The 24,845-nt window shown below is 61.2% G+C and carries 30 protein-coding genes; 18 read left to right on the forward strand and 12 right to left on the reverse strand.

Going from position 1 to position 24,845, the window contains the following annotated elements; translation table 11 throughout:
- The first annotated feature begins 1 nt into the window (after position 1).
- The 6 genes from QQJ86_RS17510 to QQJ86_RS17535 all read left to right on the forward strand — a co-directional run bounded on the left by QQJ86_RS17510 (position 2) and on the right by QQJ86_RS17535 (position 4,695).
- Complete coding sequence (locus QQJ86_RS17510; RefSeq protein ID WP_284322259.1) at positions 2-805, forward strand: MalM family protein; 804 nt, start codon at positions 2-4, stop codon at positions 803-805.
- Positions 802-1,125 (forward strand): hypothetical protein, encoded by a 324-nt coding sequence (locus tag QQJ86_RS17515; protein WP_284322260.1) that lies wholly within the window; start codon positions 802-804, stop codon positions 1,123-1,125. Before QQJ86_RS17510 ends, QQJ86_RS17515 begins: the two co-directional genes overlap by 4 nt.
- A 165-nt stretch (positions 1,126-1,290) precedes the next feature.
- Positions 1,291-2,082, forward strand: a complete 792-nt coding sequence (locus QQJ86_RS17520; RefSeq protein ID WP_284322261.1) for an SDR family oxidoreductase — start codon at positions 1,291-1,293, stop codon at positions 2,080-2,082.
- 57 nt (positions 2,083-2,139) lie between these two features.
- Positions 2,140-3,591, forward strand: coding sequence for an aldehyde dehydrogenase (locus QQJ86_RS17525; protein ID WP_284322262.1), 1,452 nt, complete (start codon positions 2,140-2,142; stop codon positions 3,589-3,591).
- Between the two features lie 10 nt (positions 3,592-3,601).
- A complete protein-coding gene (gene can, locus QQJ86_RS17530) occupies positions 3,602-4,270 on the forward strand; it encodes a carbonate dehydratase (RefSeq protein WP_284322263.1) in 669 nt (222 codons plus the stop codon).
- Entirely contained in the window at positions 4,267-4,695 is a 429-nt protein-coding gene (locus QQJ86_RS17535) for a RidA family protein (protein WP_284322264.1), read from the forward strand. Before can ends, QQJ86_RS17535 begins: the two co-directional genes overlap by 4 nt.
- A 58-nt stretch (positions 4,696-4,753) precedes the next feature.
- On the opposite strand, the gene QQJ86_RS17540 is transcribed toward QQJ86_RS17535, so the two are convergent.
- From QQJ86_RS17540 to QQJ86_RS17555, 4 genes are all read right to left on the reverse strand, one after another.
- Positions 4,754-4,978, reverse strand: a complete 225-nt coding sequence (locus QQJ86_RS17540) for a hypothetical protein (protein ID WP_284322265.1) — start codon at positions 4,976-4,978, stop codon at positions 4,754-4,756.
- Between the two features lie 193 nt (positions 4,979-5,171).
- On the reverse strand, positions 5,172-5,951 hold the full coding sequence (gene hutG / locus QQJ86_RS17545) for an N-formylglutamate deformylase (RefSeq protein WP_284322266.1): 780 nt from the start codon (positions 5,949-5,951) through the stop codon (positions 5,172-5,174).
- 24 nt (positions 5,952-5,975) lie between these two features.
- Positions 5,976-7,322, reverse strand: coding sequence for a glutathione-disulfide reductase (gene gorA, locus QQJ86_RS17550; RefSeq protein ID WP_284322267.1), 1,347 nt, complete (start codon positions 7,320-7,322; stop codon positions 5,976-5,978).
- A gap of 91 nt (positions 7,323-7,413) precedes the next feature.
- A complete protein-coding gene (locus tag QQJ86_RS17555) occupies positions 7,414-8,673 on the reverse strand; it encodes an NAD(P)/FAD-dependent oxidoreductase (protein ID WP_284322268.1) in 1,260 nt (419 codons plus the stop codon).
- 102 nt (positions 8,674-8,775) lie between these two features.
- Between QQJ86_RS17555 and QQJ86_RS17560 the strand changes: the two genes are divergently transcribed.
- The 6 genes from QQJ86_RS17560 to QQJ86_RS17585 all read left to right on the forward strand — a co-directional run bounded on the left by QQJ86_RS17560 (position 8,776) and on the right by QQJ86_RS17585 (position 12,658).
- Positions 8,776-8,931: a hypothetical protein gene (locus QQJ86_RS17560; RefSeq protein ID WP_284322269.1), complete on the forward strand. Its 156-nt coding sequence runs from the start codon at positions 8,776-8,778 to the stop codon at positions 8,929-8,931.
- Positions 8,909-10,210 carry a hypothetical protein gene (locus QQJ86_RS17565; RefSeq protein WP_284322270.1) on the forward strand — a complete coding sequence of 434 codons (1,302 nt, stop codon included), beginning with the start codon at positions 8,909-8,911 and terminating at the stop codon, positions 10,208-10,210. Before QQJ86_RS17560 ends, QQJ86_RS17565 begins: the two co-directional genes overlap by 23 nt.
- Before the next feature lie 176 nt (positions 10,211-10,386).
- On the forward strand, positions 10,387-10,887 hold the full coding sequence (locus QQJ86_RS17570; RefSeq protein ID WP_284322271.1) for a TonB family protein: 501 nt from the start codon (positions 10,387-10,389) through the stop codon (positions 10,885-10,887).
- Positions 10,888-10,950: 63 nt separating this feature from the next.
- The gene (locus QQJ86_RS17575) at positions 10,951-11,520 is read left to right on the forward strand and encodes a C40 family peptidase (RefSeq protein WP_284322272.1); all 570 of its coding nucleotides are present in this window, start codon (positions 10,951-10,953) and stop codon (positions 11,518-11,520) included.
- A 242-nt stretch (positions 11,521-11,762) separates the two neighbouring features.
- A complete protein-coding gene (locus QQJ86_RS17580; RefSeq protein ID WP_284322273.1) occupies positions 11,763-12,224 on the forward strand; it encodes a MarR family winged helix-turn-helix transcriptional regulator in 462 nt (153 codons plus the stop codon).
- 2 nt (positions 12,225-12,226) lie between these two features.
- Complete coding sequence (locus QQJ86_RS17585; RefSeq protein ID WP_284322274.1) at positions 12,227-12,658, forward strand: organic hydroperoxide resistance protein; 432 nt, start codon at positions 12,227-12,229, stop codon at positions 12,656-12,658.
- A gap of 64 nt (positions 12,659-12,722) precedes the next feature.
- On the opposite strand, the gene QQJ86_RS17590 is transcribed toward QQJ86_RS17585, so the two are convergent.
- Both QQJ86_RS17590 and QQJ86_RS17595 read right to left on the reverse strand, forming a co-directional pair.
- On the reverse strand, positions 12,723-13,208 hold the full coding sequence (locus QQJ86_RS17590; protein WP_284322275.1) for an FKBP-type peptidyl-prolyl cis-trans isomerase: 486 nt from the start codon (positions 13,206-13,208) through the stop codon (positions 12,723-12,725).
- Positions 13,209-13,244: 36 nt separating this feature from the next.
- A complete protein-coding gene (locus QQJ86_RS17595) occupies positions 13,245-14,465 on the reverse strand; it encodes an MFS transporter (RefSeq protein WP_284322276.1) in 1,221 nt (406 codons plus the stop codon).
- Between the two features lie 170 nt (positions 14,466-14,635).
- On the opposite strand from QQJ86_RS17595, the gene QQJ86_RS17600 reads away from it, so the two are divergent.
- Positions 14,636-15,952 (forward strand): DEAD/DEAH box helicase, encoded by a 1,317-nt coding sequence (locus tag QQJ86_RS17600; RefSeq protein WP_284322277.1) that lies wholly within the window; start codon positions 14,636-14,638, stop codon positions 15,950-15,952.
- Between the two features lie 161 nt (positions 15,953-16,113).
- Here QQJ86_RS17600 and QQJ86_RS17605 read toward each other — a convergent pair whose 3' ends face one another.
- Both QQJ86_RS17605 and QQJ86_RS17610 read right to left on the reverse strand, forming a co-directional pair.
- Complete coding sequence (locus QQJ86_RS17605) at positions 16,114-16,677, reverse strand: GNAT family N-acetyltransferase (protein WP_284322278.1); 564 nt, start codon at positions 16,675-16,677, stop codon at positions 16,114-16,116.
- Between the two features lie 2 nt (positions 16,678-16,679).
- Positions 16,680-17,429, reverse strand: a complete 750-nt coding sequence (locus QQJ86_RS17610; protein WP_284322279.1) for an SDR family NAD(P)-dependent oxidoreductase — start codon at positions 17,427-17,429, stop codon at positions 16,680-16,682.
- 107 nt (positions 17,430-17,536) lie between these two features.
- On the opposite strand from QQJ86_RS17610, the gene QQJ86_RS17615 reads away from it, so the two are divergent.
- Positions 17,537-19,390, forward strand: coding sequence for a DEAD/DEAH box helicase (locus QQJ86_RS17615; RefSeq protein WP_284322280.1), 1,854 nt, complete (start codon positions 17,537-17,539; stop codon positions 19,388-19,390).
- Between the two features lie 155 nt (positions 19,391-19,545).
- Positions 19,546-20,355: a dioxygenase family protein gene (locus tag QQJ86_RS17620; protein ID WP_284322281.1), complete on the forward strand. Its 810-nt coding sequence runs from the start codon at positions 19,546-19,548 to the stop codon at positions 20,353-20,355.
- On the opposite strand, the gene QQJ86_RS17625 is transcribed toward QQJ86_RS17620, so the two are convergent.
- Positions 20,342-20,698, reverse strand: a complete 357-nt coding sequence (locus QQJ86_RS17625) for a cupredoxin domain-containing protein (protein WP_284322282.1) — start codon at positions 20,696-20,698, stop codon at positions 20,342-20,344. The genes QQJ86_RS17620 and QQJ86_RS17625 overlap by 14 nt on opposite strands.
- A complete protein-coding gene (locus tag QQJ86_RS17630; protein WP_284322283.1) occupies positions 20,695-21,657 on the reverse strand; it encodes a metallophosphoesterase family protein in 963 nt (320 codons plus the stop codon). Before QQJ86_RS17630 ends, QQJ86_RS17625 begins: the two co-directional genes overlap by 4 nt.
- A 127-nt stretch (positions 21,658-21,784) precedes the next feature.
- Between QQJ86_RS17630 and QQJ86_RS17635 the strand changes: the two genes are divergently transcribed.
- Together QQJ86_RS17635 and QQJ86_RS17640 are read left to right on the forward strand one after the other, a co-directional pair.
- The gene (locus tag QQJ86_RS17635; RefSeq protein ID WP_284322284.1) at positions 21,785-22,348 is read left to right on the forward strand and encodes a sigma-70 family RNA polymerase sigma factor; all 564 of its coding nucleotides are present in this window, start codon (positions 21,785-21,787) and stop codon (positions 22,346-22,348) included.
- Positions 22,335-23,087: an anti-sigma factor family protein gene (locus QQJ86_RS17640; protein WP_284322285.1), complete on the forward strand. Its 753-nt coding sequence runs from the start codon at positions 22,335-22,337 to the stop codon at positions 23,085-23,087. The genes QQJ86_RS17635 and QQJ86_RS17640 overlap by 14 nt, the downstream gene beginning before the upstream one ends.
- Here the strand turns inward: QQJ86_RS17640 and QQJ86_RS17645 are convergent.
- Together QQJ86_RS17645 and ypfJ are read right to left on the reverse strand one after the other, a co-directional pair.
- Complete coding sequence (locus QQJ86_RS17645) at positions 23,084-23,473, reverse strand: YkgJ family cysteine cluster protein (protein WP_284322286.1); 390 nt, start codon at positions 23,471-23,473, stop codon at positions 23,084-23,086. The two genes, QQJ86_RS17640 and QQJ86_RS17645, sit on opposite strands and share 4 nt — an antisense overlap.
- Positions 23,474-23,484: 11 nt before the next feature.
- Entirely contained in the window at positions 23,485-24,345 is an 861-nt protein-coding gene (gene ypfJ, locus QQJ86_RS17650; protein WP_284322287.1) for a KPN_02809 family neutral zinc metallopeptidase, read from the reverse strand.
- A 106-nt stretch (positions 24,346-24,451) separates the two neighbouring features.
- On the opposite strand from ypfJ, the gene QQJ86_RS17655 reads away from it, so the two are divergent.
- A complete protein-coding gene (locus tag QQJ86_RS17655) occupies positions 24,452-24,844 on the forward strand; it encodes an MAPEG family protein (protein ID WP_284322487.1) in 393 nt (130 codons plus the stop codon).
- The last annotated feature ends 1 nt before the right edge of the window (position 24,845 follow it).

The raw sequence follows: 24,845 nt of genomic DNA on the forward strand, positions 1-24,845 counted from the left end.
CATGCGTCTTCGACTCGTACTCACACTCGCTTCTATGTTGCTGCTTGCAGCTTGCCATACCGTCAAGCTGCCCAAGTTGCCCCTGCCCACGGATCTGCTGCCGCAGAGTCAGCCGATCCGGCCGCTCGCCGACGCGAAGAAAGCGTTGAGCGACGCCACACCGTGCTGCACCACCTTCGCCGATTTTTCCTATCAGACTCTCCTGCCCTGGCGACCGCAGCGTTTCCAACTTGGCCCGGGCAGCCAGGTGGTGGCGATTAACGGTTCGCGCAGCTATTTCTTGAGTTTCACTTTGCCAGCGGACGTGAAGCTGCCGTACAAGGTCGGCCTGAAATCGGAACTGGTCGGCCGCTCCGTCACCAGCAGCAGCTATCTGTTTGCGCCGACCATCGTCCAGTTGGACGAAGCGTTCCAACCGATTGACTCGCAAGACGTGAAGCTGTGCGAATACATGGGCTGGAGCAACGACGATAGCGGTGCGTTCGGCAGTATCGAAGTCACCAATAGCCGCGCGCGTTACCTCGTCGTTTACAGCTCCGCCAAGCAGCAATCGGACAACACGTACTGGGAGCAGTCGGCCAGCACTTTCTCCACCACCAGCAGCACCAACGCCACGCCTGCTACCACGACCATGGGCGGCAGTTACAAAATCTCGCATGGTCCCGAAGGCGTGGTATGGGTAGGCATGATGGACAAATCGTATGCCCAAGCGGTCAACAAAGCCGTGTGCGCCAAGGCTCCGCAAGGCAACGGTCTGCTTAACTCGCTAAGTGCAGATCTCGGCTTGCAGCGGAGAGGCCCTTGATTCCCGTTGTGGTCTACATCGGCTTGCTGCTGATCGGCCTTGCCTGTTTCATCACGCATGCTGTGCTGCCGTTTCGCATCGCCAAGCACTTGCGCGAAGACTACCCGCTGCACTGGAAGGTCATCGTCGATACCGGCAGTGCACAGGCCGCACATGGGCCGCAGCTATGGCTGCGCATGCAAAACGTGCTGCGCTCCCCGGCCATTGCCGCCATCGACGATGCCGCGATCACGCGACTGTGGCGCACCTGGCGTTACAGTCAATGGCTTGCTTGGGGCTGTTGGTTGGCGGCCTTGGCGATGCAATGGCATAGCCGCTGACCGCAAGAGTCTGTTTAATATCTCAGCGCAGCCCGCCTAGCCCCTGAGTAGTCGTTAGGTGGTCGTGCTGGCTGTCTGGTCAAGCCGCGCACGGCCGCATAGCGGCTACTCAGGGGCTAGGCGAACTACGCTGAAACATTAAATAGGCTCTAATCAGGAGATCACATGGATTTGAATCTGCGCGGCCGTCATGCTCTCGTGTGCGGCGCATCGCAAGGTATCGGCCACGCGGCAGCCGTCGAACTCGCCGAACTCGGTGCCGATGTCACCCTGCTGGCACGTTCTGCCGAGCGCCTGGCCTCGCTCGCCGAAAACCTGCCACGCACGCATCCCGCGCAACGCCATAGCTGGCGCAGCGTCGACATGTTGGATTCCGATGCACTCCATGCGGCAGCTGTCGACATTGTCGGAGCCAGTCCGGTGCATATCCTGATCAACAACACCGGTGGTCCAGTTGGAGGCCCCATCCATAGTGCGGCAACAGCCGCCTTCGAGAACACCTTCCGTCAGCATGTACTGGCAGCTCACACACTGCTGCAAGTGGTGCTGCAAGGCATGCGCGACAGCGGCTATGGACGCGTGGTGAATGTCATCTCCACATCGGTGAAGGAGCCGATTCCCGGGCTCGGCGTATCGAACACCGTGCGCGCAGCGATGGCCGCCTGGGCCAAGACGATGTCCGGCGAATTGGCCGCTGACGGCATCACCGTCAACAACGTACTACCGGGCTATACCCGCACTGCCCGACTCGATGGCCTGCTCGAGGTGCAAGCGCAAAAAAGCGGGCGTAGCGAACAAGAACTAGCCAAAGAAATGGCAGCCGCCGTACCTGCGCGCCGTTTCGGCGAACCGGGAGAAATCGCCGCCGTAATCGCCTTCCTTTGCACGCCGGCGGCGGCTTACGTCAACGGCGTGAGCATTGCAGTGGATGGTGGGCGGACGAAGGCGCTGAGCTGATCACACATACTCCCGCGTCCGGTGCATTTCGCGCACGCAAGCCCTAAGCTTGCGAGGATGCCAAGCACACGCCTCGCCAATCTCATCGATGGTCGCCTGCAGGCGCCTTTAGACGATCGCTGGCTCGACGTCTACGAACCAGCCACCGGCGCAGTGTTTGCGCAATGTCCCGACTCCTCTGCTGCCGACGTGGAAGCTGCAGCAAAAGCCGCACAAAGCGCAGCACCGGGCTGGGCAGCCACGCCTGCTGAAACACGGGCGCAACGGCTGCACAAGCTGGCCGACCTGATTGAAGCACGCATCGATGAATTCGCCGCACTGGAATCGCGCGACAGCGGCAAGCCCGTAGCGCTCGCCAGGCGCCTGGATATTCCCCGTGCCATTTCCAATCTGCGCTTCTTCGCTGCCGCGATCATCGGTTGGGAAAGCGAAGCGCACGCGATGGAAACCGGCGCGATCAACTACACGCTGCGTCATCCGCTCGGCGTGGTCGGCTGCATCAGCCCGTGGAATCTTCCCCTGTATCTGTTCACGTGGAAGATTGCACCGGCGCTGGCCAGCGGCAATGCAGTCATCGCCAAGCCTTCCGAAATCACGCCCTGCACGGCTGCCCTGCTGGGCGAGCTCAGCATTGAAGCGGGCTTTCCACCTGGCGTGCTGAACGTCGTCCAAGGACGCGGGCCTAGCACCGGCCAAGCCATCGTCGAACACCCGGCGGTAAAGGCCATTTCCTTCACCGGCAGCACGCGCACTGGCGCCAGCATCGCGGCGACGGCGGCACCGCAATTCAAGAAGCTGTCGTTGGAACTGGGCGGCAAGAATCCCGCCATTGTGTTCGCCGATGCTGACCTCAGCGACGAAAACCTCGACACCATCGTGCGCTCCGGCTTCGCCAATCAGGGTGAGATCTGTCTTTGCGGCTCGCGCTTGCTGGTGCAACGTTCGATCTACGACAGTTTCCGCGAACGCTATCTGGCGAAAGTGCAGGCGCTGCGCGTAGGCGATCCACAGGAAGCACCCAGCGATCTGGGCGCACTCGTTTCGCGCGAACACTTCGACAAAGTGATGCGCTGCATTACGCAGGCACGCGATGAAGGTGGGCGCATTCTCTGCGGCGGCCATGCGCTGAAACTCGAAGGGCGCTGCGCCGATGGCTGGTTCACCGCACCCACGGTGATCGATGGCTTGTCGAACGACACGCTTACCAATCAGCAGGAAATCTTCGGCCCCGTCGTCACGCTGATTCCGTTCGGTGATGAAGCCGAAGCGCTCGCCATCGCCAATGGCACCGGCTACGGCCTAGCCGCCTCGCTATGGACTAGCGACCTGTCGCGCGCCCATCGCATGGGCGCGCAATTGGAATTCGGCATCGTGTGGATCAACTGCTGGCTGCTGCGCGATCTGCGCACACCGTTCGGCGGCAGCAAGCAATCCGGCGTCGGTCGCGAAGGCGGCGCGGAAGCACTGCGCTTCTTCACCGAGCCACGCAACATCTGCATTCGTTATTGAGGAAAGCACCTTGAGCAATCCACTACAGGATCTGATCGACAGCAATCGCCGCTGGTCGGCAGCGGTAACAGAAGCCGATCCGAAGTTCTTTGAACGGCTCGCCAAGCAGCAATCGCCTAAGTATCTGTGGATCGGCTGCTCCGATTCGCGCGTACCGGCCACACAGATCGTGGATCTGCCGCCGGGCGAGATCTTCGTGCAGCGCAACGTCGCCAACGTGGTATCGCATACGGATCTCAACTGCCTCAGCACCATCCAGTTTGCGGTGGACGTGCTGAAAGTGGAGCACATCATCGTGGTCGGTCATTACGGCTGCGGCGGCGTGCAAGCGGTACTGGACGAACTGCGCCTTGGCCTGGTCGACAACTGGCTGCGCCATGTCGGCGACGTGGCGCACAAACACATCGACAAGCTGGCAACTGTGGATTCGATGCCACTGCGCAATATGCGCCTGTGCGAGCTCAACGCGATCGAACAGGTGGTCAACGTATGCCAGACCACCATCGTGATGGATGCCTGGGATCGCGGTCAGCCGCTTTCCGTACATGCGTGGTGCTACAGCCTCGCCAACGGACATATGCACGACCTGGGCATGCATGTGTCATCGCGCGAAGCGTTGCGGCCCAGTTACGAACAAGCGTTGGAGCTGTTGATGCACCACGCGAAGGAGCTGCGATGAGCAACGTGGTGCGCACAGATGCCGCACCCGCACCCGTCGGTGCCTATCCGCACGCGCGCCGCGTGGGTGATTTGCTGTTTCTTTCCGGTGTAGGTCCGCGCGAGCCCGGCACCAACGCCATTCCAGGCAACGTCTACGACGCCGCGGGAAAGCTGGTCGGCTACGACATCGAACAACAGTGCCGACAGGTGTTCGCCAATGTGCGTGCAGTGCTGGAAGCAAGCGGCGTCCGCTGGGAGGATCTGGTCGACGTCACCGTGTTCCTCACCGACATGGCACGCGATTTCCCCACGTACAACCGTCTCTATGCCGAATACTTCAAGGGCGTGGATGCCTGCCGCACCACGCTTGGCATCACCGCGTTGCCAACACCGATTGCCATCGAGTTGAAGTGCGTGGCCGCGTTGCCGGCTTCATCGCGCTGACACAAAAAACCCGGAGGCCTTCGCCACCGGGTCTTTGCATCCGAACTGGATGAGTGAATTACTTGCCAGCGGCCGTGCTGCTGGAAGCCGGTGCTGCTTCGGTGCTGCTGGCCTTCTTCGTCGACTTGTGGCTCTTGTGAGTCGAGGACTTGTGGGCGTGCTTGGCGGGCGCAGCCGAGGTCGACGCGGGTGCCGGAGCAGCCGACGTGTCCTGAGCCAGCACCGAACCGGAAAGAGCGACACCTGCCACAAGCAGGGAAGCGATCGCAAGTTTACGCATCATGATCATGAGCCTCGAGATTTTGGTCGCCACGGACCCGGCCGGAACCCGGCTATCGCGGGCGGCGTGACGGCCCTAACAATGCATCCACCTCGGCATACCGAAACTGAACGGCGGTTGGAAAATGTCGATGCCGCGGGTAGCCATTTAAACAAACACCCAAATCCGCTGACATCCCATTGGCATGCCTACAGGTTCAGGCAAGACAGCAACGCAACAGCTCAAGAATGGTGGCCTGCACCTGTTTTGCCTTGGCCTCATCCCAGGCGAAGCTTTCCTCGTCCATGTATTGGTACTGCGCCAGCTCAAGCTGCACGGCCTGGACGCCGTCAGCCGGATGCCCGTAGTGGCGGGTGATGTGGCCGCCCTTGAAGCGTCCATTGACGACGAAGTCGTAGCGATTCTGGGCTTCCAGGACGTTGGTGAGGCTCCATTGCAGATCGGGACCACAGCTCGTGCTGTCGGCCGTGCCCAGGTTGAAATCCGGCAGCCGGCCCTCGAACAGCATGGGAACCCGGCTGCGAATGGAATGGCCGTCCCACAATACCGCCCTACCGTGCTCTGCTTTCAGTCGCGCAAGCTCGCCGGCAAGCGCCTGGTGATAGGGACGCCACCAGGTGTCGACACGCTGGTGGATTTCGTCTGCGTCCGGCTCCTGCCCCTCCAGGTAAAGCGGCTCGCCATCGAAACCAATGGTCGGCAGCAGACCTGTTTCACGGCGCCCCGGATACAGGGCATGGCCGTCCGCAGGACGATTCAGATCGACTACGTAGCGCGAAGCAACCGGCCTGATCATGCTGGCCCCAAGTGCTCGCGCCAGAGGTTCATACAGCCGGGCGACGTGCCAGTCCGTATCGGGGACGCGGTGCGCGCGGGGCTGCAGCCGTGGGATCAAATCGCTAGGAAGATGGGTGCCGTCGTGCGGCAGGCTGATCAGCAGCGGCACATGGCCGCGGGTAAGGGTGAATGTATCCATTCGCCCAGTTTGACCCGTCCACGCTCAGTGCAGCAACAGCAGCTCCTCCGCCGCGGTGGGATGGATCGCGATCGCCGCCTTCAGGTCACGCCAATACAGCCCCTTCTGCATCGCCACCGCGAAGCCCTGCAGCAATTCGTCACTGCCCGGCCCCAGCACATGGATGCCGACAACCTTGCGCTCCTCACCGACGGTCACCACCTTCACCACACTTTGCTCCGACCGACCGGCCACCATCCACAACAAGGGGGTATAGCGGCCGGTATGCACATTCACCGCATTACCGTAACGCGCATGTGCCTGCTGTTCGGTAAGGCCAACGGCACCCAGCGGTGGCTCGGAAAACACCACACTGGGAATGACACTGTCGTCGAACCTTGCACCAGCGTGACCGCCAATCAATCGATCGGCCAGCGCACGCCCCGCCGCCACGGCGACCGGTGTGAGCGCCCTGCGATCGGTGACGTCGCCCACTGCATAGATGCCGGACACGTTGGTGTTCTGATATGCATCCACCAGTACATGACCACGTTCGTCGCATTCCACACCAAGTTCTTCCAGGCCGAGGTTGCCGCTGTTGGGCACACGCCCCAACGCCCATAGCACCGCATCGTAGACGCCATGCTCGGCGCCATCGAGCGCTTCCAATGTCACCTTGCCCAATTGGCCACGCGCCGATTTGATTCGCGTATTGCGCACGATGCGAATTCCATGTGCCTGCATCTGTACGGCCAATGCTTCGACCAATTCAAGATCAAAGCCCGTCAGCAGCTTCTCACGCACCAGCAAATCCACCTGGCAGCCAAGTCCGCGCAGCACACAGCCAAATTCCACCGCTACGTAGCCGCCGCCGACCACCGCAATGCGTTGGGGTGGCGCATCGAGTTCGAAGATCTGGTCGGACACGATACCCAGTTCGAAACCGGGAATATCGAGCCGATTCGGCCGGGCACCTGTCGCAATCACGATATGCGGCGCGCTTGCTTGCGTCCCCTTAGGCGTGACCACTGTGTCGTTTGAAACCAGCCGCACCGATTCGTCGATCACGTGGATGCCGGCCAGGTCCAACCGCTTCGCATAGCGATCGCGGATGCCAGCGATGTATTGGTCGCGCAAGTTGCGAAAGCGCGCCCAATCCAAGCGCAAGGGTCCGGAATCGAACCCAATTTCCTGACCCAACTGATGCATGTCGGCAATCTGCGCCGCGAACCACATCGCCTTCTTCGGCACGCAACCGCGATTCACGCAGGTGCCGCCAAGTGGATCAGGCTCGAATAACGCAACCCGCGCACCCAATCGCGCCGCGTGCTGTGCAGCACTCAAACCACCGGATCCTGCTCCCACAACGATCAGATCGAAGCGTTCGCTCATGCATCCTCCTGCTGTTTTTTTCCGACGTCGTTCCGGAGGAATGACGACTCACTTCAGATAAGGTTTCAGGCAACGTGCGCAATGAACACGTTTAGAGACCAAAGCGTGCTGGCGCATAAGGCGCCGGATCAATCATCGGCGTCGTACCATTGATTTGCGCAGCAACCAATTCACCGGTCGCCGCCGACATGCTGACTCCGAGCATGCCGTGACCTGTAGCCAAGTGCAGATTCGACCAGCGCGTGCTCGGGCCGATGATCGGTATTTCGTCCACACTCATCGGGCGCCAGCCCCACCATTCCTCCTGCAGTTGCGGGCCTTCTGGCTCACGCAGTCCTTCCGCAGCGCCTCGGCGCAGCGCATCCATCCGCCCGCGATTAAGCCCTTCCGCATAACCGGAGAATTCCATGGTGCTACCCAGGCGAAACCCGCTGTCCCAGGTAGTGACGCACACCTTGGCTTCGCGCAGCACCATCGCATGCCGCGGCGCCAGCTGCGGTCGCGTATACGTCAGCGAATAGCCCTTGCCGGGCTGCATGGGCAGACGCAAGCCAAGCCGTTTGCCGAGCAGTGGCGACCAGGCGCCCAGCGCCATCACCAAGCAATCGCCAGTGAAATCGCCACGCGATGTACTGACGCCTACGATGCGTTTTCCATCGGTCGCAAACTGTTCGATCTTCGCGCCGGTCTCGATCATCCCGCCTTGCTCGCTTACTCGTCGCGCCAGTTCGGCGACGTAGCGATCTGGCCGCAAACGCGCATCTTCCGGGTGAAACAAGCCCCCATGCACACCCGGTTTCAGCGCTGGCTCCATCGCTTCCACTTCGTCGCCGCGCAAGCGTTGCACGGGAACACCCATGCGATCGAGCAACTGCGCATGATGGTGCTCGTCATCGGCCATCTGTGCGCTGCTGCGATAGACGTAGAGCAGACCTTCTTCCACAAACTCGCAGTCCAGCCGGTCGTTGCGGATCAACTCGGCAATCAGACCGCGTGAACGATGCAGAATCGCCGCCCGCGCCTGCGCAGCATGCTCGAAATCACGCCAAGTACAGTGCCGAGCAAAGCCGAGCAACCAGCGAAGGCGTGGACCATCGAACCGCGGGTTGAGATAAAGCGGCGCGTCTGCGCGAAGCATTGAACGCAACGCCACACCCAGTGTGCCTGGCATGGACAAAGGTGCCGCATGGCTAGGTGTGATGGTGCCGCAGTTGCCGTGCGAGCTGCCGCATCCGGGCGTCCCCTGCTCCAGCACACGCACCCGTGCGCCCCCCTTGAGCAGATGCAGTGCACACGAAAGGCCGATGACACCACCACCGAGAATCAATACGTCGCTACGGGAAGGATTCATCGGACCATTGTAGCGGCCAGCCAGTCGAACTATGGATGGCCTTCCGCGAAACCAGCTCAATTGGTGCTTGATTTGCGTCACTCAAGACGGATCAGGGTGGCCATGCTCGACCTTGACGAACAAGGTACTTGCGCGCGGCCGAACTTCGTCGCAGGCTGGTACTGCATCCACGACATCGCCCCCCACACCGATGCGACTGAAGATAGTGATGTGCCTGCTGTGCACGACCGTGCTGGTGGCTCCACTCAGCGCGCGTGAGCAACTGTCTCCCCCTTCCACCACCGAGCTGCTGACCCGCTTCGGCACTGCGCCCAACGGCCTTGCTCGCTACGAGTACCTTACCTCGGTGATGCCTCTGCTTACGGGTGAAGATAAATCGTTCGCAAAACAGCTGCTGGCAACGGTGGACAGCGAACTGGGTTTGTACAACGAGGCCGTGATGGCCTTCCCATTCGACAACCGCGTCGCGCCGCCCAAATCCACGCCGCTACCACAACCCGATCAGTGGCAAGCCGTCGATGCGGCGGACGCGATAACCAAGCTCGTCGCCAAACACCGCATCGTGATGGTGAACGAATCGCATCATGATGCGCACACGCGCGAACTGACCTTGGCCCTGCTACCGCGACTGCGCGCGCTCGGCTTCCAATACTTTGCGGTGGAAGCACTCAGCCCTAAAGACACTGACTTGATGCGCCGCGGCTACGTAACCGAAACCTCCGGCAGCGAATACGTGCTTGAGCCGCTGTATGGCGAGATCGTGCGCCAGGCCATCCGGCTGGGTTACACCATCGTCGCGTACGATCCCGAAGACGCCGCCTCCGAAAACCGCGATGGCGAAGAAGCGCTCACGCTCAAGAAGAAAGTGTTCGACAAGGACAGCCAGGCCAAATTGTTCGTGCACGCAGGCTATGCCCATATCGACAAGGCGGGGGGCAACCTGGGCAGCGGCGTTCAACCGATGGCGATGCAACTCAAACGATTGGTCGGCGAGGACCCGCTAAGCGTCGATCAAACCCAGTTTCATGACGTTGCCGTTGGCGGCCTGGATTTTGGTTTCTACAACACCGTAGCAAGCCATTTCCCTGCACAAGAACCTTATGTACTGCGCGCGCGGAGCGATGGCACGATCTGGAGCTCCAATCCGCAGCAGCATGACGTCACCGTCGTACTACCGCCCGCGTCGGACAGCGATCTCGACGTGAACGGCATCGTGCACAGCGACGTGTTGCGCCGCGAAGTCATCTTGCCGCGCCCGCCGTTCGACCTCGATCGTCGGCCACCGTGGCTGACCCTGGGTGGCGCTCGCGTGGCCTACCCGATCAGCACGGACCTTTGCGACAGCCAGATACCTTGCGTGATCGACGCCCACTATCCCAACGAACCCGACGGTGCCACGCCGGCCGATCGTTACACTTTTCTCCACAAGCACTCGCACAACAATCTTTATCTATTCCCCGGTCATTACCGGCTGCGTGCCTGGGATGCCACGGGCAAGACCCTGCATCAGCAGGATATCGACGTACCGCTGCGCTGAGATATTGAACAAGCCCTGGTGATTGTGGCTCTCTGCTGCTCTTTTGCCGCTCTGCGCGCACGAGTAGCTTTCCTGGCAAGACGTCCCGCGACCCAACGGCAATGTGCAGTTTCTGCGCAGGCGCGGGAGCGTCCTTGATCCCCCGGCTCGTCGAGCCGCAAACAAAGGAGCTCACCATGATTGATTCCCGCAACGCATGGCGGCGTCGCATCGGCGGCATGACGTTGGCCGCCCTGCTTGCCAGCGCCGCCCTGGCACAAAGCCCGGATGCACCGCCGGCAGGTTTTGAAAACGGCCCGGATATGCCGCATAGCGGTTTTCCGCCGCCGCCCGATGGCGCCAGAAACCGCGAACAAGGCATCGTGCTGCTCAAAGTGCTGGTGGGGGCCGACGGAACTGCACGCAAAGTCGAAGTCGACCCGGATAACAAAGCCTCACCCGAATTGACCAAGGCGGCCAGCGATGCTGCCCTGAAATGGCATTACCTGAAGCAGGAGAACGCCAAGTCGGCCGACGCGTGGGTGAAAGTACCGGTGCGTTACAGCCTCTCGCTGCTGCCGCCACACCCGCCCGGACCGCCACATGGCGGAGAGATGCCGCCACCCCCACCGCCGGGCAGCCCGATGCCGCCCCCGCCGGCTGCGCAACCTACGCAATCAAGCTCCTCCAGTTCCTGAGAACTTCCAGGCAAGCCATTGATTTGCTATAACCTCGGCGCAAACACGCCGAGGTTTTTTCTTATGGGTTTGGCCGGCGCCGGTGATCCCGACAAACATCGATCGTTCGCCCGTGCGCTGCGCCTCGGCGCACTCGTAGGCACGCTGCTGTTGCTCGCCGCTTGCGCCAGCTCTCCCCGTCGCGAAGCCACCTACAAACCATCACGCTCTGCACTCGCCGACGAGCCGGCCCGCGCACCGGAAAACGCCATCGGCACCGCCAACGACGTCCTGTTCCGCGCGATGGCCCTGGTCGGCACACCCTACCGCTGGGGTGGTAATACGCCCACCGGCGGCTTCGACTGCAGTGGATTGGTCGAATACATCTATCGCAACGCCGCCAACATCATGTTGCCGCACAGTTCGCGCGACATGGCCTCGATGGATGGGGTCAAGGTCAAGCACATGGACGATCTGGAGAGCGGTGACCTGGTGTTCTTCGGCAGCGGCGGCGGCATCAACCACGTCGGTGTGTACGTGGGCAAAGGCCGCTTCGTGCATGCGCCCAACAGTGGTGGCACCGTGCGGCTCGACGATATCGATGGGCCGTATTGGCGCGATCACTTCGCGTATGGGAAGCGGTTGCTGGATTGACTCTCTCCACAACTCACCTATCCACATAAAGAAACCTCAGATTCATCGTCCCGGCGAAAGCCGGGACCCAGTGTCTTTATGCGTGGAAGAGCGAAAGTCGCTGGGTCCCGGCTTTCGCCGGGACGACGATGAGGCGAGATTGCCCAACTCACCCGATGAATAGTCTTCGGCGAAAGCAAAAGCCACTTATCTTCACGAAAATTATATTGCGCACAATTAAATTTGATGCTACTGTTTTCGCCATGAAGAAATCTCTAACCCCCTCCCTGCTCCTGGACGAACAGCTCTGCTTCGCGCTGTACGCCGCCTCACGCCGGATGACAGCGGCCTATCGCCCGCTGCTCGATGCATTGGACCTGACCTACCCGCAATACATCGTGATGCTGGTGCTATGGGAACAGGATGGCGTGACTGTGCGCGAACTGGGCGAACGCCTGCAGCTGGATTCGGGCACCCTGACGCCGCTGCTGAAGCGCTTGGAGCAAGCCGGCCTGCTGGGTCGCCACCGCCGCCTAAGCGACGAACGTGAAGTGGAAATCACCCTGACCGATGCCGGGCACACACTGCGCGAACGCGCCGAGGATGTGCCGCGCTGCCTGGCCGAAAAACTTTGCATGTCCGCAGATTCGTTCACGCGTCTGCGCGATCAACTCAAGACCCTGGCGACTCAACTCGCCGCCTCCACTGACCAAGAGAGTAAATAGCCATGAGCAACCCCACCAAAGTCCTCTATACCGCCACAGCCACCGCCAAGGGTGGCCGCGAAGGCCACATCCACAGCAGCGACGGCGTGCTGGATTTCGATCTGAAGGTGCCGAAAGAACTCGGCGGCCCAGGCGGTCTCGGCAGCAACCCGGAGCAGTTGTTCGCCGCCGGTTATGCCGCCTGCTTCGAAGGTGCCGTGCGCTACGTCGCGCGTGAGAAGAAGGTCGCGCTGAAGGAAGCCTCGGTGACCGGCCACGTCGGCATCGGTCCGCGCGAGCCCACCGGCTTTGCGATCGCCGTGAAGCTGGAAGTGAGCCTGCCGGGCATCGATCCCGCTGTTGCGCAGGAACTGGTTGACGTCGCACATCGCGATATCTGCCCGTATTCGCATGCCACGCGCGGCAACGTAGATGTGCAGATCAGCCTGGTTTGATGTGAGTGACTGATAAAACAACGGCGCCGAAAGGCGCCGTTGTCGTCTCTTGTCCGAGCAGCGCTCAATGCGCCTCGGCACCCGGCGGATGCGCGTGCCCGTGCTGGATTTCCTCTTCCGTCGCATCGCGTACTTCCTGGATCGCAACGTCGAAATTCAGCGTCTTGCCAGCCATCGGATGATTCATATCCACGTCGATCGTGGACATGCCGACCTTGTGCACCGTCACTGCACGCTGGCCGCCCTGCTTCAGCGACAGCACCGTCACCATGCCGGGCTTGAGGCGATTACCCTGCTGGAAATACTTCTTCGGCACACGCTGGACTTGTCCTTCCTGGCGTTCGCCGTAACCTTCGGACGGCGGAATTTCCACCTGCAGCGTGTCGCCGGCACCGTGCTCTTCCAGCGCCTTTTCCAGGCCCGGAATCAGCTGGCCGTGGCCAAGCAGAATCCACAACGGTTCGCCGCCGTCGTGCGAGCTTTCAACCTTCTCGCCGTCCACGGTGAGCGTGTAGTGAAACGCGATGACCTTGTCCTTGCCAGCCTTCATTGCCTGATCTCTTGTAAATCAAAGAGGCGGATTCTATCAGCTCCCGAAGCGCACGCCCCGCGCCTCAGGACCAAGCCAGACCAGCAACGCCAGCAGCAAGGCCACCCCGGCGATCCACAGCGACATTACCAGCGGCAAGCCCACCCCCTGCCCTGCCAGCCAGGACTGTGCCGTAGCCGTCCCGGCTGCGATCAAGTTACCCATCTGATACGCAAAGCCGGGCAGAGTGCCGCGTACCGCGTCCGGCGAGAGTTCATTGAGATGCGTCGGCACCACGCCCCAGGCACCCTGCACCATCACCTGGATCAAGAAGGCCCCTGCGCCCAGCAACCATAGCGAGCCGCCGTACGTCCACAAGGGAATCACCGGAATGGCGAGCAACGCGGCGATGATCATCGTGCGGCGACGTCCAACCTTCTCCGACCACGCACCGAAGCAAATACCGCCCACCAGTGCACCGAGATTGAGCATGGCTACCAGCAAAAACGCCGCACTGGAGCCAGTGGGCAGATGCAGGTTCACTTCCTCGAAGGTGTGATACATGTCCTGCGAGCCATGGCTGAACATGTTGAACGCAGCCATCAGGCACATCAGATAGATCGCTAGCTTCCAGTGGCCGCGCATCGCTTCGCCCAAACTGCGCTTGCCATGTACCGCCTGGCTTGCTTCCCATGCTGGCGATTCCGGCACCTTGCGCCGGATGTAGAGCACGAGCAGCGCGGGCAAGGTGCCTACGACGAATAAGCCGCGCCAACCGATGTGATCGATCAGCAACCAGTTCGCCAACGCACCGAGAAAAAAGCCGCAGGGATAACCGCTCTGCAGCAAACCCGATACCAGTCCGCGCGATTTCGGCGGAATCGACTCCATCGCCAGCGAAGCGCCGATACCCCACTCACCACCCATCGCCACGCCGAACAGAAAACGCAGCGCCAACAGCATCGCCATCGAGGTCGAAAACGCGGTCGCCAGTTCGAACAGTGAAAACAGCATCACGTCGACCATCAACACCGGCCGCCGGCCGAAGCGATCCGCCAGTCGGCCAAACAGCAGCGCGCCAACCGGGCGCGCCGCCAAGGTCAGAAACACGCCCAGCGTGACTTCGGTTCGATCAGCACCGAAGTCCTTCGCAATGCCGACAATCACGAAGGTGTAGAGAAAATAGTCGAACGCATCGAGCGTCCAACCCAGGAAGCTCGCCAGCACGGTATGCCGTTGCTCGTGATTCAACTCGCGAAGGGCTGACAGGACGGACATGCACGGCTCCCGGTTTGCGGTGGCGCGAGGCTACCATGCAGTGGCCGCGCTACGAACGGTCGTTCATGTATACTCCGCGCTCGAATCGCGTCCTCTGGACGCATTCCCATATCCATATCGATCAGCAACGCGGTTCTGCATGAAGGCTCCGGGTTGCACAGGAGCTATCCATGTCTTTCGAATCGCTGGGCCTTGCCCCTGCGTTACTGCGCGCGCTTGCCGAACAGGGCTACGCCGAACCCACACCTATCCAGGCCGGCGCCATTCCGGTGGTACTTGAAGGCCACGATCTGCTGGCCGCCGCGCAAACCGGTACCGGCAAGACCGCCGCTTTCTCGCTGCCTTTGCTGCAGCGCATGTCCACGACTGAGCACACCGCCAAACGCCCGCGCGCGCTCGTACTCACGCCCACGCGCGAACTGGCTGCGCAGATCCAAGACAACATGCGCGCCTACGGCAAGCATCTGCGTGTAAGCAGCACGACGATCTTCGGCGGCGTAAGCATGGGCCCGCAGGTGCAGGCATTGCGGCGCGGCACGGACATCATCATCGCCACGCCGGGCCGTCTGGTCGATCACATGCAGCAACGCACGATCGACCTCTCCGGCATTGAGGTACTGGTGCTGGATGAAGCCGACCGCATGCTCGACATGGGTTTTCTGCCGGCCCTCAAGCGCATCATCGGTGCGTTGCCCAAACAGCGGCAGACACTGTTGTTCTCCGCCACCTTTGCGCCGGAGATCAAAGCACTGGCCATGCAGTTCATGCAATCACCGCGCGAAGTGTCCGTAACGCCCGCCAACAGCGTTGCAACCACGGTCAGCCATGAAGTGCACCCCGTCGATGCAGCACGCAAACGCGACCTTCTACTGCATGTACTCAGCAAGGACAGCCGCCGCCAGACACTGGTCTTCTCTCGCACCAAACACGGCGCCGACAAGCTGGTGCGTTACCTAGAGCAATCCGGTCTGCGTGCGGCCGCCATCCATGGCAACAAGAGTCAGAACGCGCGCACGAAAGCGCTGGCCGATTTCAAGAACGGCCGCGTCACCGTGCTGGTGGCCACCGATATCGCCGCGCGCGGCATCGATATTGACCAGCTGCCGATCGTTATCAATTTCGATCTGCCGATGGTCGCGGAAGATTACGTGCACCGCATCGGCCGTACCGGTCGCGCGGGTGCCAGCGGCCTTGCGCTATCGCTGGTGAGTCATGAGGAATCGGGCTTGTTGCGCGATATCCGCAAGCTGCTCAAGCAGGACATTGCGATCAGTGAAGTGTCTGGTTTCGAGCCTTCGGCACCGCTGCGCCTGGATGCGCATGCGCCGCGTCCGAAGCAGGGGCAGCGTCAACAACAACCGCGGCAAGGTGGCAACGGCCATCGTACGCATGGACATGCGCAGCACCACAATGGCGCGGGCGAGCATGCGATGGGGAATCGCAAACGCAAGCGGTCGCGTGGGCGCAAGCCAGCCGCGAAAGCGTAACGCCTTTAACCCCCTCTCCCCCTTGGGGAGAGGGCTGGGGTGAGGGGCGGCACTGGCCGCAGACTTCACAAGAGCAACGCTTCGATTTGCCGCTATCGCTAGAGTATCCCCTCACCCTAACCCTCTCCCCAAAGGGGAGAGGGAACTGCACGTCGCAAGACTCAACCACCTGGGCCAATCAACGCCGTAAGAATGTGGTCCTCCCACACCCCGGCAATCTGCAAATACCGCTTCGCATACCCTTCGCGCTCAAACCCGAGCGATGCCAGCAACTTCGCGCTACGTTCGTTGCGCGGCAGATAGTTCGCCATGATCCGGTGCAAATGCAATTCGCCGAACGCCCAGGCTATGCCGACCTGCAGCACTTCGCGCATCAGCCCCTTCCCTTGCATGCGCGCATCCACGCCGTAACCCAGATGACACGCCTGAAACGCGCCGCGCACGAGGTTGGCGAAGTTGCAGGTAGCGAGAATCGCCTGCTCCGCATGATCGAACGCAACCAAGGGATAACCGCGATCATGCATCGCGTTGTCGTATCCACCAACGATCGTCTTCACACAATGTTCGAGCGTGTAGTACTCCGTTTCACGCAGCGGCTCCCACGGCGCCAGATGCGCACGATTCTCCACGCGGTAGCGCAGCAGCTTGGCCGCGTCCGCTTCTTCTGCCAAGCGAATGCGTGTGTGAGGCGTTTCCAGTTGCGGCAAAACAATCAAACGTTGCAACCTCAACGCTCCTGATCCGTTGGCCGCAACAACACTTCGTTGATGCATACATAATCCGGCCGCGTCACGCAGAACAGAATCGTGTCGGCAATATCCTCGGCTTGAAGCTGGCGCATTTCACCTGCCCGTGCATTCACTGCACGACGGCTGGCTTCATGGCCAACATGGTCGCGCAATTCCGTATCCACCATGCCCGGCTCGATCACGCTGACGCGAATGTTGTCTTTGTAAACCTCGCGCCGTAGCGATTCGGAAAAACCAACCACGCCGAACTTGGTTGCCGCATACGCTGCCGCGTTGGGATTGGCCACGCGTCCGGCCACTGACGAAATATTTACGACGTGCCCATCGCGCCGCACACGCATGCCGGCCAGTGCAGCCTGCGTGGAGGCGATCAGGCTGAGTACGTTCAATTGCAGCATGTGGCGCCAGCGGCCCAGATCCGCTTCGGCGACCGGCTCCAGGTACATCACGCCGGCATTGTTGACGAGGATATCCAGGCGACCGTAGTGAGCCTCCGTTTCCTTCACAATGCGTTGCGCTTCGGCTTCCAAAGCAAGGTCCGCCACCAGCACCAGCGGTTCCGCGCCTAGGCCGGCAAGCTTGGCTGCAAGCAGGTCGAGCCGGTCCTTGCGTCGTGCGGCAATCGCCACTTTGGCACCCTGCTCGGCCAAGGCCAGCGCGGTCGCCTCGCCGATTCCCGAGGATGCTCCCGTAACCAGCGCGATACGATCTTTCAGGCGATTCTTCATGACAGCTCCCTTAGGTCATACAACCCATCAAGAGTATGTCGGCCACGGGCTGTTACAATAGTGACCTTTCTCCCGCATGCCCCGCGCATGCCCCGTCGAGGTCTCCCATGTCGTCCCCGTCTTCCGACTCTGCTCCGGCCACCGCTGGCTTCTCTGCGCTTGCGCTCTCGCCGGAAGTGCTGCGCGCGCTGGCCGACGTGGGTTACGAATCGCCCTCGCCGATCCAGGCCGCCACGATTCCATCGCTGCTCGAAGGCCGCGATGTGCTGGGACAGGCACAGACGGGCACCGGCAAGACGGCTGCCTTCGCACTGCCGATTCTTTCGCGCATCGAAATGCGCCCCGGCAAGCCACAGGCGTTGGTCTTGGCGCCGACGCGCGAGTTAGCCATCCAAGTGGCCGAAGCGTTTCAACGCTACGCTGCGCATATGCCAGGCTTCCAGGTGCTGCCGATCTACGGTGGCCAAAGCTACGGCCCACAGTTGCACGCACTACGCCGCGGCGTACATGTGGTGGTCGGCACGCCGGGACGCGTGATCGATCATCTCGATCGCAAGACGCTCGATCTGTCCGAACTGCGTTTCATCGTGCTCGACGAAGCGGACGAGATGCTGCGTATGGGCTTCATCGACGACGTCGAGAAAGTGCTGCAAGCCACGCCGCCGGAACGCCAGGTGGCCTTGTTCTCCGCCACCATGCCACAGCCGATCCGCAAGATCGCGCAGCAGCATCTGAAAGATCCGGTGGAAGTCACCATCAAGGCTGCCACCACAACCGCAGCAAATATCCGCCAGCGCTACTGGTGGGTGAGCGGCATGCACAAGCTGGATGCCATGACGCGCATCCTCGAGGCCGAACCGTTCGACGCGATGATCATCTTCGCGCGCACCAAGCAGGCCACCGAGGAACTAGCCGAAAAACTGCAAGCGCGCGGCCTCGCCGCGGCCGCGATCAACGGTGACATCGCACAACCGCAGCGCGAACGCGTGATCCAGCAACTCAAGGAAGGCAAGCTCGACATTCTCGTCGCCACCGACGTCGCCGCACGCGGCCTGGACGTGGAACGCATCAGCCATGTGCTGAATTACGACATTCCGTACGACACGGAAAGCTACGTGCATCGCATCGGCCGCACTGGCCGCGCCGGCCGCAGCGGCGAAGCGATCCTGTTCGTGACGCCGCGCGAAAAAGGCATGCTGCGTGCGATCGAGCGCGCCACGCGCCAGCCGATCGATGAAATGAAGCTGCCCACGGTAGAGGCCGTGAACGACCGCCGCATCGCGCGTTTCAAGCAGAACATCAGCGATACGCTGGCCGTCGGCGGACTGGAACAATTCCAGCAGCTGATTGAGCAATTCGAGCAGGAACACGACATACCCGCCATCGAAATCGCCGCTGCGCTGGCGCGCATCTCGCAAGGTGATCGCCCGTTGCTATTGGAGGCACCACCCAAGCGCGAGCGCACGCACGAACGCGAAACACGCCCCGCCCGCGCACACGATGGCGAAAAGCACCACGCACAACGCGAACCGCGTCATCGCGAGGAAAGCCCGCGCGATTTCGCGCCGCGCCAGCTACGCCCGCATGCCACCGAAGCCGGCAAACGCACCTATCGCATCGAAGTGGGTCACGAGCATGGCGTGAAGCCCGGCAACATCATCGGCGCCATCGCCAATGAAGCCGGCCTGGAAAGCCAATACATCGGCCGCCTGAGCATTCGCGGCGATTACAGCCTGATCGACCTGCCCGATGGCATGCCCAAGGAAGTGTTCCAGCACCTGAAAAAAGTGTGGGTGAATCAGCAGCAGTTGAACATCTGCGAGTGGGATGGGAACGAACAGCACGATGCGGGTACGCGTGCACCGCGCAAATCGGGGTTCAAACCGGCCCATACGCGAGGGCATGCGGGCAAGCCGAAGCATGGGCGCGGTGGTGGTGATAAGCCCCCGCGCCGCAAGTAAGTCCTCGTCGTCACATACACCCTCACGATCGTCATTCCGGCTTGTACGGGAATGACGGCTGTGAGGTTAAAGGGCTAATCGTTGCATTTGGCGCAACAGTGCGTTCCTGACCCTCTACCGCTGCAAATACGTTCATCCGGCCATACTTAGTCGTCATGAACACTCTGCCTAGCCTCTACATTTCCCACGGCTCTCCGATGACCGCCTTGCATCCAGGCAAGGTCGGCAAGCAGTTGGCCGAAATCGCCGCCAGCCTGCCGCGCCCGAAGGCCATCGTGATCGCCAGCGCGCACTGGCTGGCGCACCAGCCGAGCGTGGGTAGCGCGTCAGAGCCGGAAACCATCCACGACTTCTACGGTTTTCCGCGTGAGCTGTTCGACATCCGCTACCCCGCCCCGGGTGCGCCCGAACTGGCTGCGCATGTTGCGCATTTACTCGACCAAGCCGGCTTAAGCTCCAGACTCGATCCTCGGCAAGGTCTCGATCACGGCGCTTGGGTGCCGCTGCATTTGCTTTACCCGGAAGCCGACATCCCTGTGGTGCCGCTGTCGATCCAACCGAACCTGGGGCCTGCGCATCAATACGCAGTGGGTCGCGCGCTGGCGCCACTACGCGAACAAGGTGTGCTGGTGATCGGTTCCGGCAGCATCACGCACAACCTGCGTGATTTTCGCGCAGGCTACAGCGAAACGAACGAGGCACCTTACGTGCGTCCGTTCATCGACTGGATCGAGCAGAAGATCAACGACGGCGATCTCGACGCCCTGCTCAACTACCGTCGCCAGGCACCGTTTGCCGAACGCGCACATCCCACCGACGAACACCTGCTGCCGCTGTACGTAGCACTCGGCGCCGCTGGCGAGCACGCTGATGGGCAACGCATCGATGCAGGTGTCGACCTGGGCCTCTTTGCCATGGACATCTATCGCTTCGACAGCTTGCTTACCTCCGTCACTGCACAATGATCGTGCCAACCATCATCGGGTGGATTGAGCAGTAATAGGTGTAAGTACCCGGCTTAAAGAATGTCACCGCATAGGTATCGCCGGAATCCAACGCTTTGGACGACGCAAATGCCGCGCCAGCACTGGTCACGACATGCGGCTCCTCGTCATGGTTAGTCCATACCACACGCGTACCGACCGGCACGATGAGTGATTTCGGCGCAAAAGCGAAATTTTGGATCGCCACTTGATGGGTTACACCTTTGGGCGGCGCAACATCCGCTGCTGCGCACGAGACTGCGACGCCGCACAATGCGACTGCTGCCGGCATGCTAATCAAGCGCCACGTCCACGATGGTTTCATGACAGCACCTCCTCGGTTACTGCCAGTGCGCCACCGGTTCGCACATGCCGCACATCGCGAATGCCCAGATAGCGATGCAACGCCTCCGCCGTCACGCTCTGCAACGGCCCTGGTCCCGGCCCGTCACCCGGCGCCGGCTGTGGATAGGCAGTGGAGCGCGCGGTGTAGAACGTGATGTTGCCTTCCACCTTTTGCTGGATCTGATGAATATGCCCGTTGAGCACGGTGACTGAACCGAAACGGCGCAGATAGCTCAAGGCTTCGCCGCTGTCATCGGTGCCCCAGCCCCACTGCGGATACAACGGCCATAGCGGCATGTGTGCAAACACCACCACCGGCGTTTCGGCCGACAAACCCGCAAGATCGTTTTTCAGCCAGGCCAATTGATCCGCACCCAGCGAGCCCAGGCCGCCGGCCTTGAGGTTGAGCACGTTGATCAAGCCTACGAAATGCACGCCATGCTGATCGAAGCTGTACCAGCCACCCGCATGCTGTTTCTCGCCGAAACGACTGAAGAATTCAGCGCCGTTGTCGCCGATGACATCGTGCTCGCCGGGCACATAAAAGCGGCGTTCAACGCGCGCCTCCTGCATCAACCCGTTCAAGATGTCGAATTCCTCGGGTTTGGAAAGATGCGTCAGATCGCCCGTATGCAGAAGAAAGGCGGGACGGGTTTTCTGGGCGTTGATCATCGCCAGCGAGCGGCGCAGCGTGCCGACGACATCTGGGTTGGGCGCCTTGTGAAAGCCGATGTGCGAATCGCTGATCTGCACAAAGCTGAAAGTGGCGCCTTTCACGGTATTGGCTTCACCCAGCGGCTGCGCCTGCAGCACACCGCTTTTCATCAGCCACAACGTTCCGGCTCCAGCCCAGGCCATGCACTTGAGAAACTGCCTCCGGCCGCCGGCCATGCCGATATCCGCCGTGCCTTCGTCCATCATGTTGTCGTAGTCCTGCATCGTCGTTCACTCCACGCAAAGAGGCTGCCCAGCGCCGCCCTTACCTGCCTCTACCCGCGTGAGGGCTGGCCTATTCCGTGTTTTTGGGGCTTGGAATAAAGTCGCCGCAACGCCGGTAGAAGGTCTTATGCCCTCCCACTTCCGCCACTCCGCATCCGCCTCGCACAACGCTGACTTTGAGGCCTGCGTGCTGCCGTATCTGGACGCCGCCTACAACCTCGCGCGCTGGCTATCGCGCGACGATGCGGACGCCCAAGACGTCACGCAGGAAGCGATGCTGCGCGCGTTCCGCTACTTCAACAGCTTTCACGGTGGCGACGCTCGCGTATGGCTATTGGCTATCGTGCGCAACACGTTCTATTCGTTGCGCGCGAAAAGTGCGCCCGACGATGCGCACGAGCTCTTCGATGAAGACGCTCACGCCTTCGTCGACGAACAACCATCGCCGGAAGCACGTGCACTGCTCTCGGTGGACGTCAACGCCTTGCAAGTTGCGCTGACCCATCTTCCTCATCCGTTGCGCGAAGCGATCGTGCTGCGCGAACTGGAGGAATGCTCATACAAGGAAATCGCCTCCATCACCGGGCAGAAAATCGGCACGGTGATGTCGCGCCTCGCCCGCGCCCGCGAACGGCTGCGGGCGGAACTGTCCAACACTTACACGGAGGCCCGCCGTCATGATGTGCGATGACGCCAGGCTGCTTCTGCACGCCTATCTCGACAACGAACTGGATGCTACGCAAAGCGTAGCCATCGACCGGCACATGCAAGCCTGCCAGGCCTGCGCGGCGTTGCATGCCGATTACACGCTGCTGCACCAAAGCTTTGAGCGTGCATCGTTATATCGGCGAGCGCCCGATGCGCTGCGCAAGCAATGGTCTACGGAATCCAGCGTTCCATCTGTCGCCAAGTGGCGCCGCCCTCCTGTCGCGCTGGCGATGGCCGCGGGATTCGTCACTGCACTGCTTATCGCCGCACCGGCGTGGTGGTACACACTGCACCGCAGTGCAAGCCAGGCCGTCGATGAGGTCGTATCCAGCCATATCCGCTCGATGCAGGCGCAACACCTGATGGATGTGGCTTCCACCGATCAACACACGGTGAAGCCATGGTTCGCCGGCAAGCTGGATTTCTCGCCGCGCGTGAAAGATCTGACGAGTGAAGGTTTCCCGCTGGTGGGCGGACGGCTTGATGCGCTTGATGGCCACAGCGTCGCAGCCTTGGTTTACAGGCGGCATCTGCATGTGATCAATCTCTATCAGTGGCCGATATCAGCACCCACAGCGGAGACGAAGGTCACGCAGTTGCATGGCTATACGATGATTCAATGGACGGACGAACGCATGCACTTCATTGCGATATCCGACATCAACGAAGGTGAGCTGCAACAGTTTGTGCAAGCCTTTCGGAACGATGCCGCTCCACTTTAAGCATCAGCCGTATCGGCTTCGCTTGCAGGCTCTGAGTGCATGCCGATCCAGTCATCTGGCGTGAGCGGCGGCAAGCCGTGTGCGGTGCGTCCCTTGTCGCACTGCGGGCTCGGCTCACCGAATTCCCAGGAAGGAGGCACCTCCCTGCACACCGACGGACGCTGAGGATAGATGCCGCAATGGGCGGCCTCGCCGATAGTGCCTTTTAGGGCAATGCAACGCGGCTGATAAGCCTGCGTACCGCGCATCACCAGGCGATGCGGATCGAGCTTTTCGGTGAGTTCCGCGGGTACGTGTCCACCCAAGGACGCTTCGGCTTCCATCCAGTGGAAAGCGACTCGGAAACAAGCACAGCAGGCGCCGCAGCGCAGGCATGGATGAATCATTGCAGGAGCCACTACAGCGGCCCGCTGAAGGTGTCGCACGACTGAATGTCGCCGCTCTGCAATCCGGTCTTGAACCACTTCACGCGCTGCGCCGAAGTGCCGTGCGTAAACGAATCCGGCACTACCGTGCCGCGTGCTTCGCGCTGCAGGGTATCGTCGCCAATCTGGGTAGCGGCATTGAGCGCGGATTCCACGTCACCCGGTTGCAGCCACTGCAAACGCTGTTGCGTGCGATTGGCCCATACGCCGGCGAAGCAATCGGCTTGCAATTCCTGCCGCACTGAAAGTCCTGTGGCGCCTTGCATCGCTGCACCACGACGCTGCATTTCGCTGCTCTTTGCAAACACGCCCAATTGGTTCTGCACGTGATGCCCCACTTCATGCGCAATCACATAAGCGCGCGCAAAGTCGCCGCTGGAGTGAAAACGCGTTTCCAGTTCACGGAAGAAATCGAGATCCAGATAAACCTTCTGATCGCCAGGGCAGTAGAAAGGTCCCACTGCAGTCGATGCGGCACCGCACGCGGTATTCACGCCGCCACTGAACAGGTCCAGCTTGGGATCGACATACGTGCGCCCCATGCCGGCAAAAATGTCGCCCCAGGTTTTTTCGGTAGAGCCGAGCACGCGGCGCACGAATTCCATCTGCTGCGGATCCACTTGCGCCGGCTGGCTACGGGGTGCATACGTGGCCGGCTGACCGCCACCCTGCTGGAGCAAGGCCAGTGGATTCTTGAAGAAAATCCAACCTAGCAAAGCCAGGATGATCAGACCACCGATGCCCATCCTTCCGCCGCCGAAACCACGACCACCGCCACCACCGCCCTGGTCGACTTCGACGTTCTGACTCTCCTCGCCTTTCTGCCAGTCCATACGTTTTCCCCAATGCGCGCGATCGCAGTGCCACCACCGGCCAGCCCCCACAGCATGGCACCAAACCGCTACAGTGGCACCTCCTTTCCTACCTATATGCGTCATGATTCAGAACCTGCCTGCCCTGGTCACCTTGCTGACGGTTTTGCTGCAATTCGCCACCATGTGGGCAGTCGGCCATGCGCGGGGCAAGTACCGCATCGAGGCACCCGCCGTCAGCGGCCATCCCGCGTTCGAGCGCGCTTATCGCGTGCAGATGAACACGCTGGAAAGCACGGTAATGTTTCTGCCTGCACTGTGGCTGGCGGCGCACTACGGCTACGTACTTTGGGCAGGCATCGCCGGGCTGGTGTGGATTGTGGGGCGCGCTTGGTACGCATGGGCTTATCTGGGCGACGCGAGCAAGCGAGGGCCGGGTTACATGGTGAGCATGGTGGGCTGGGCAGCGCTGGTAGTGATGAGTGCGCTCGGTCTGGCGCGCGCGCTGCTCGCGGGCTAAT

This window comes from Dyella acidisoli, from assembly GCF_030160295.1.
Classification (GTDB): Bacteria; Pseudomonadota; Gammaproteobacteria; order Xanthomonadales; family Rhodanobacteraceae; genus Dyella_B; species Dyella_B acidisoli.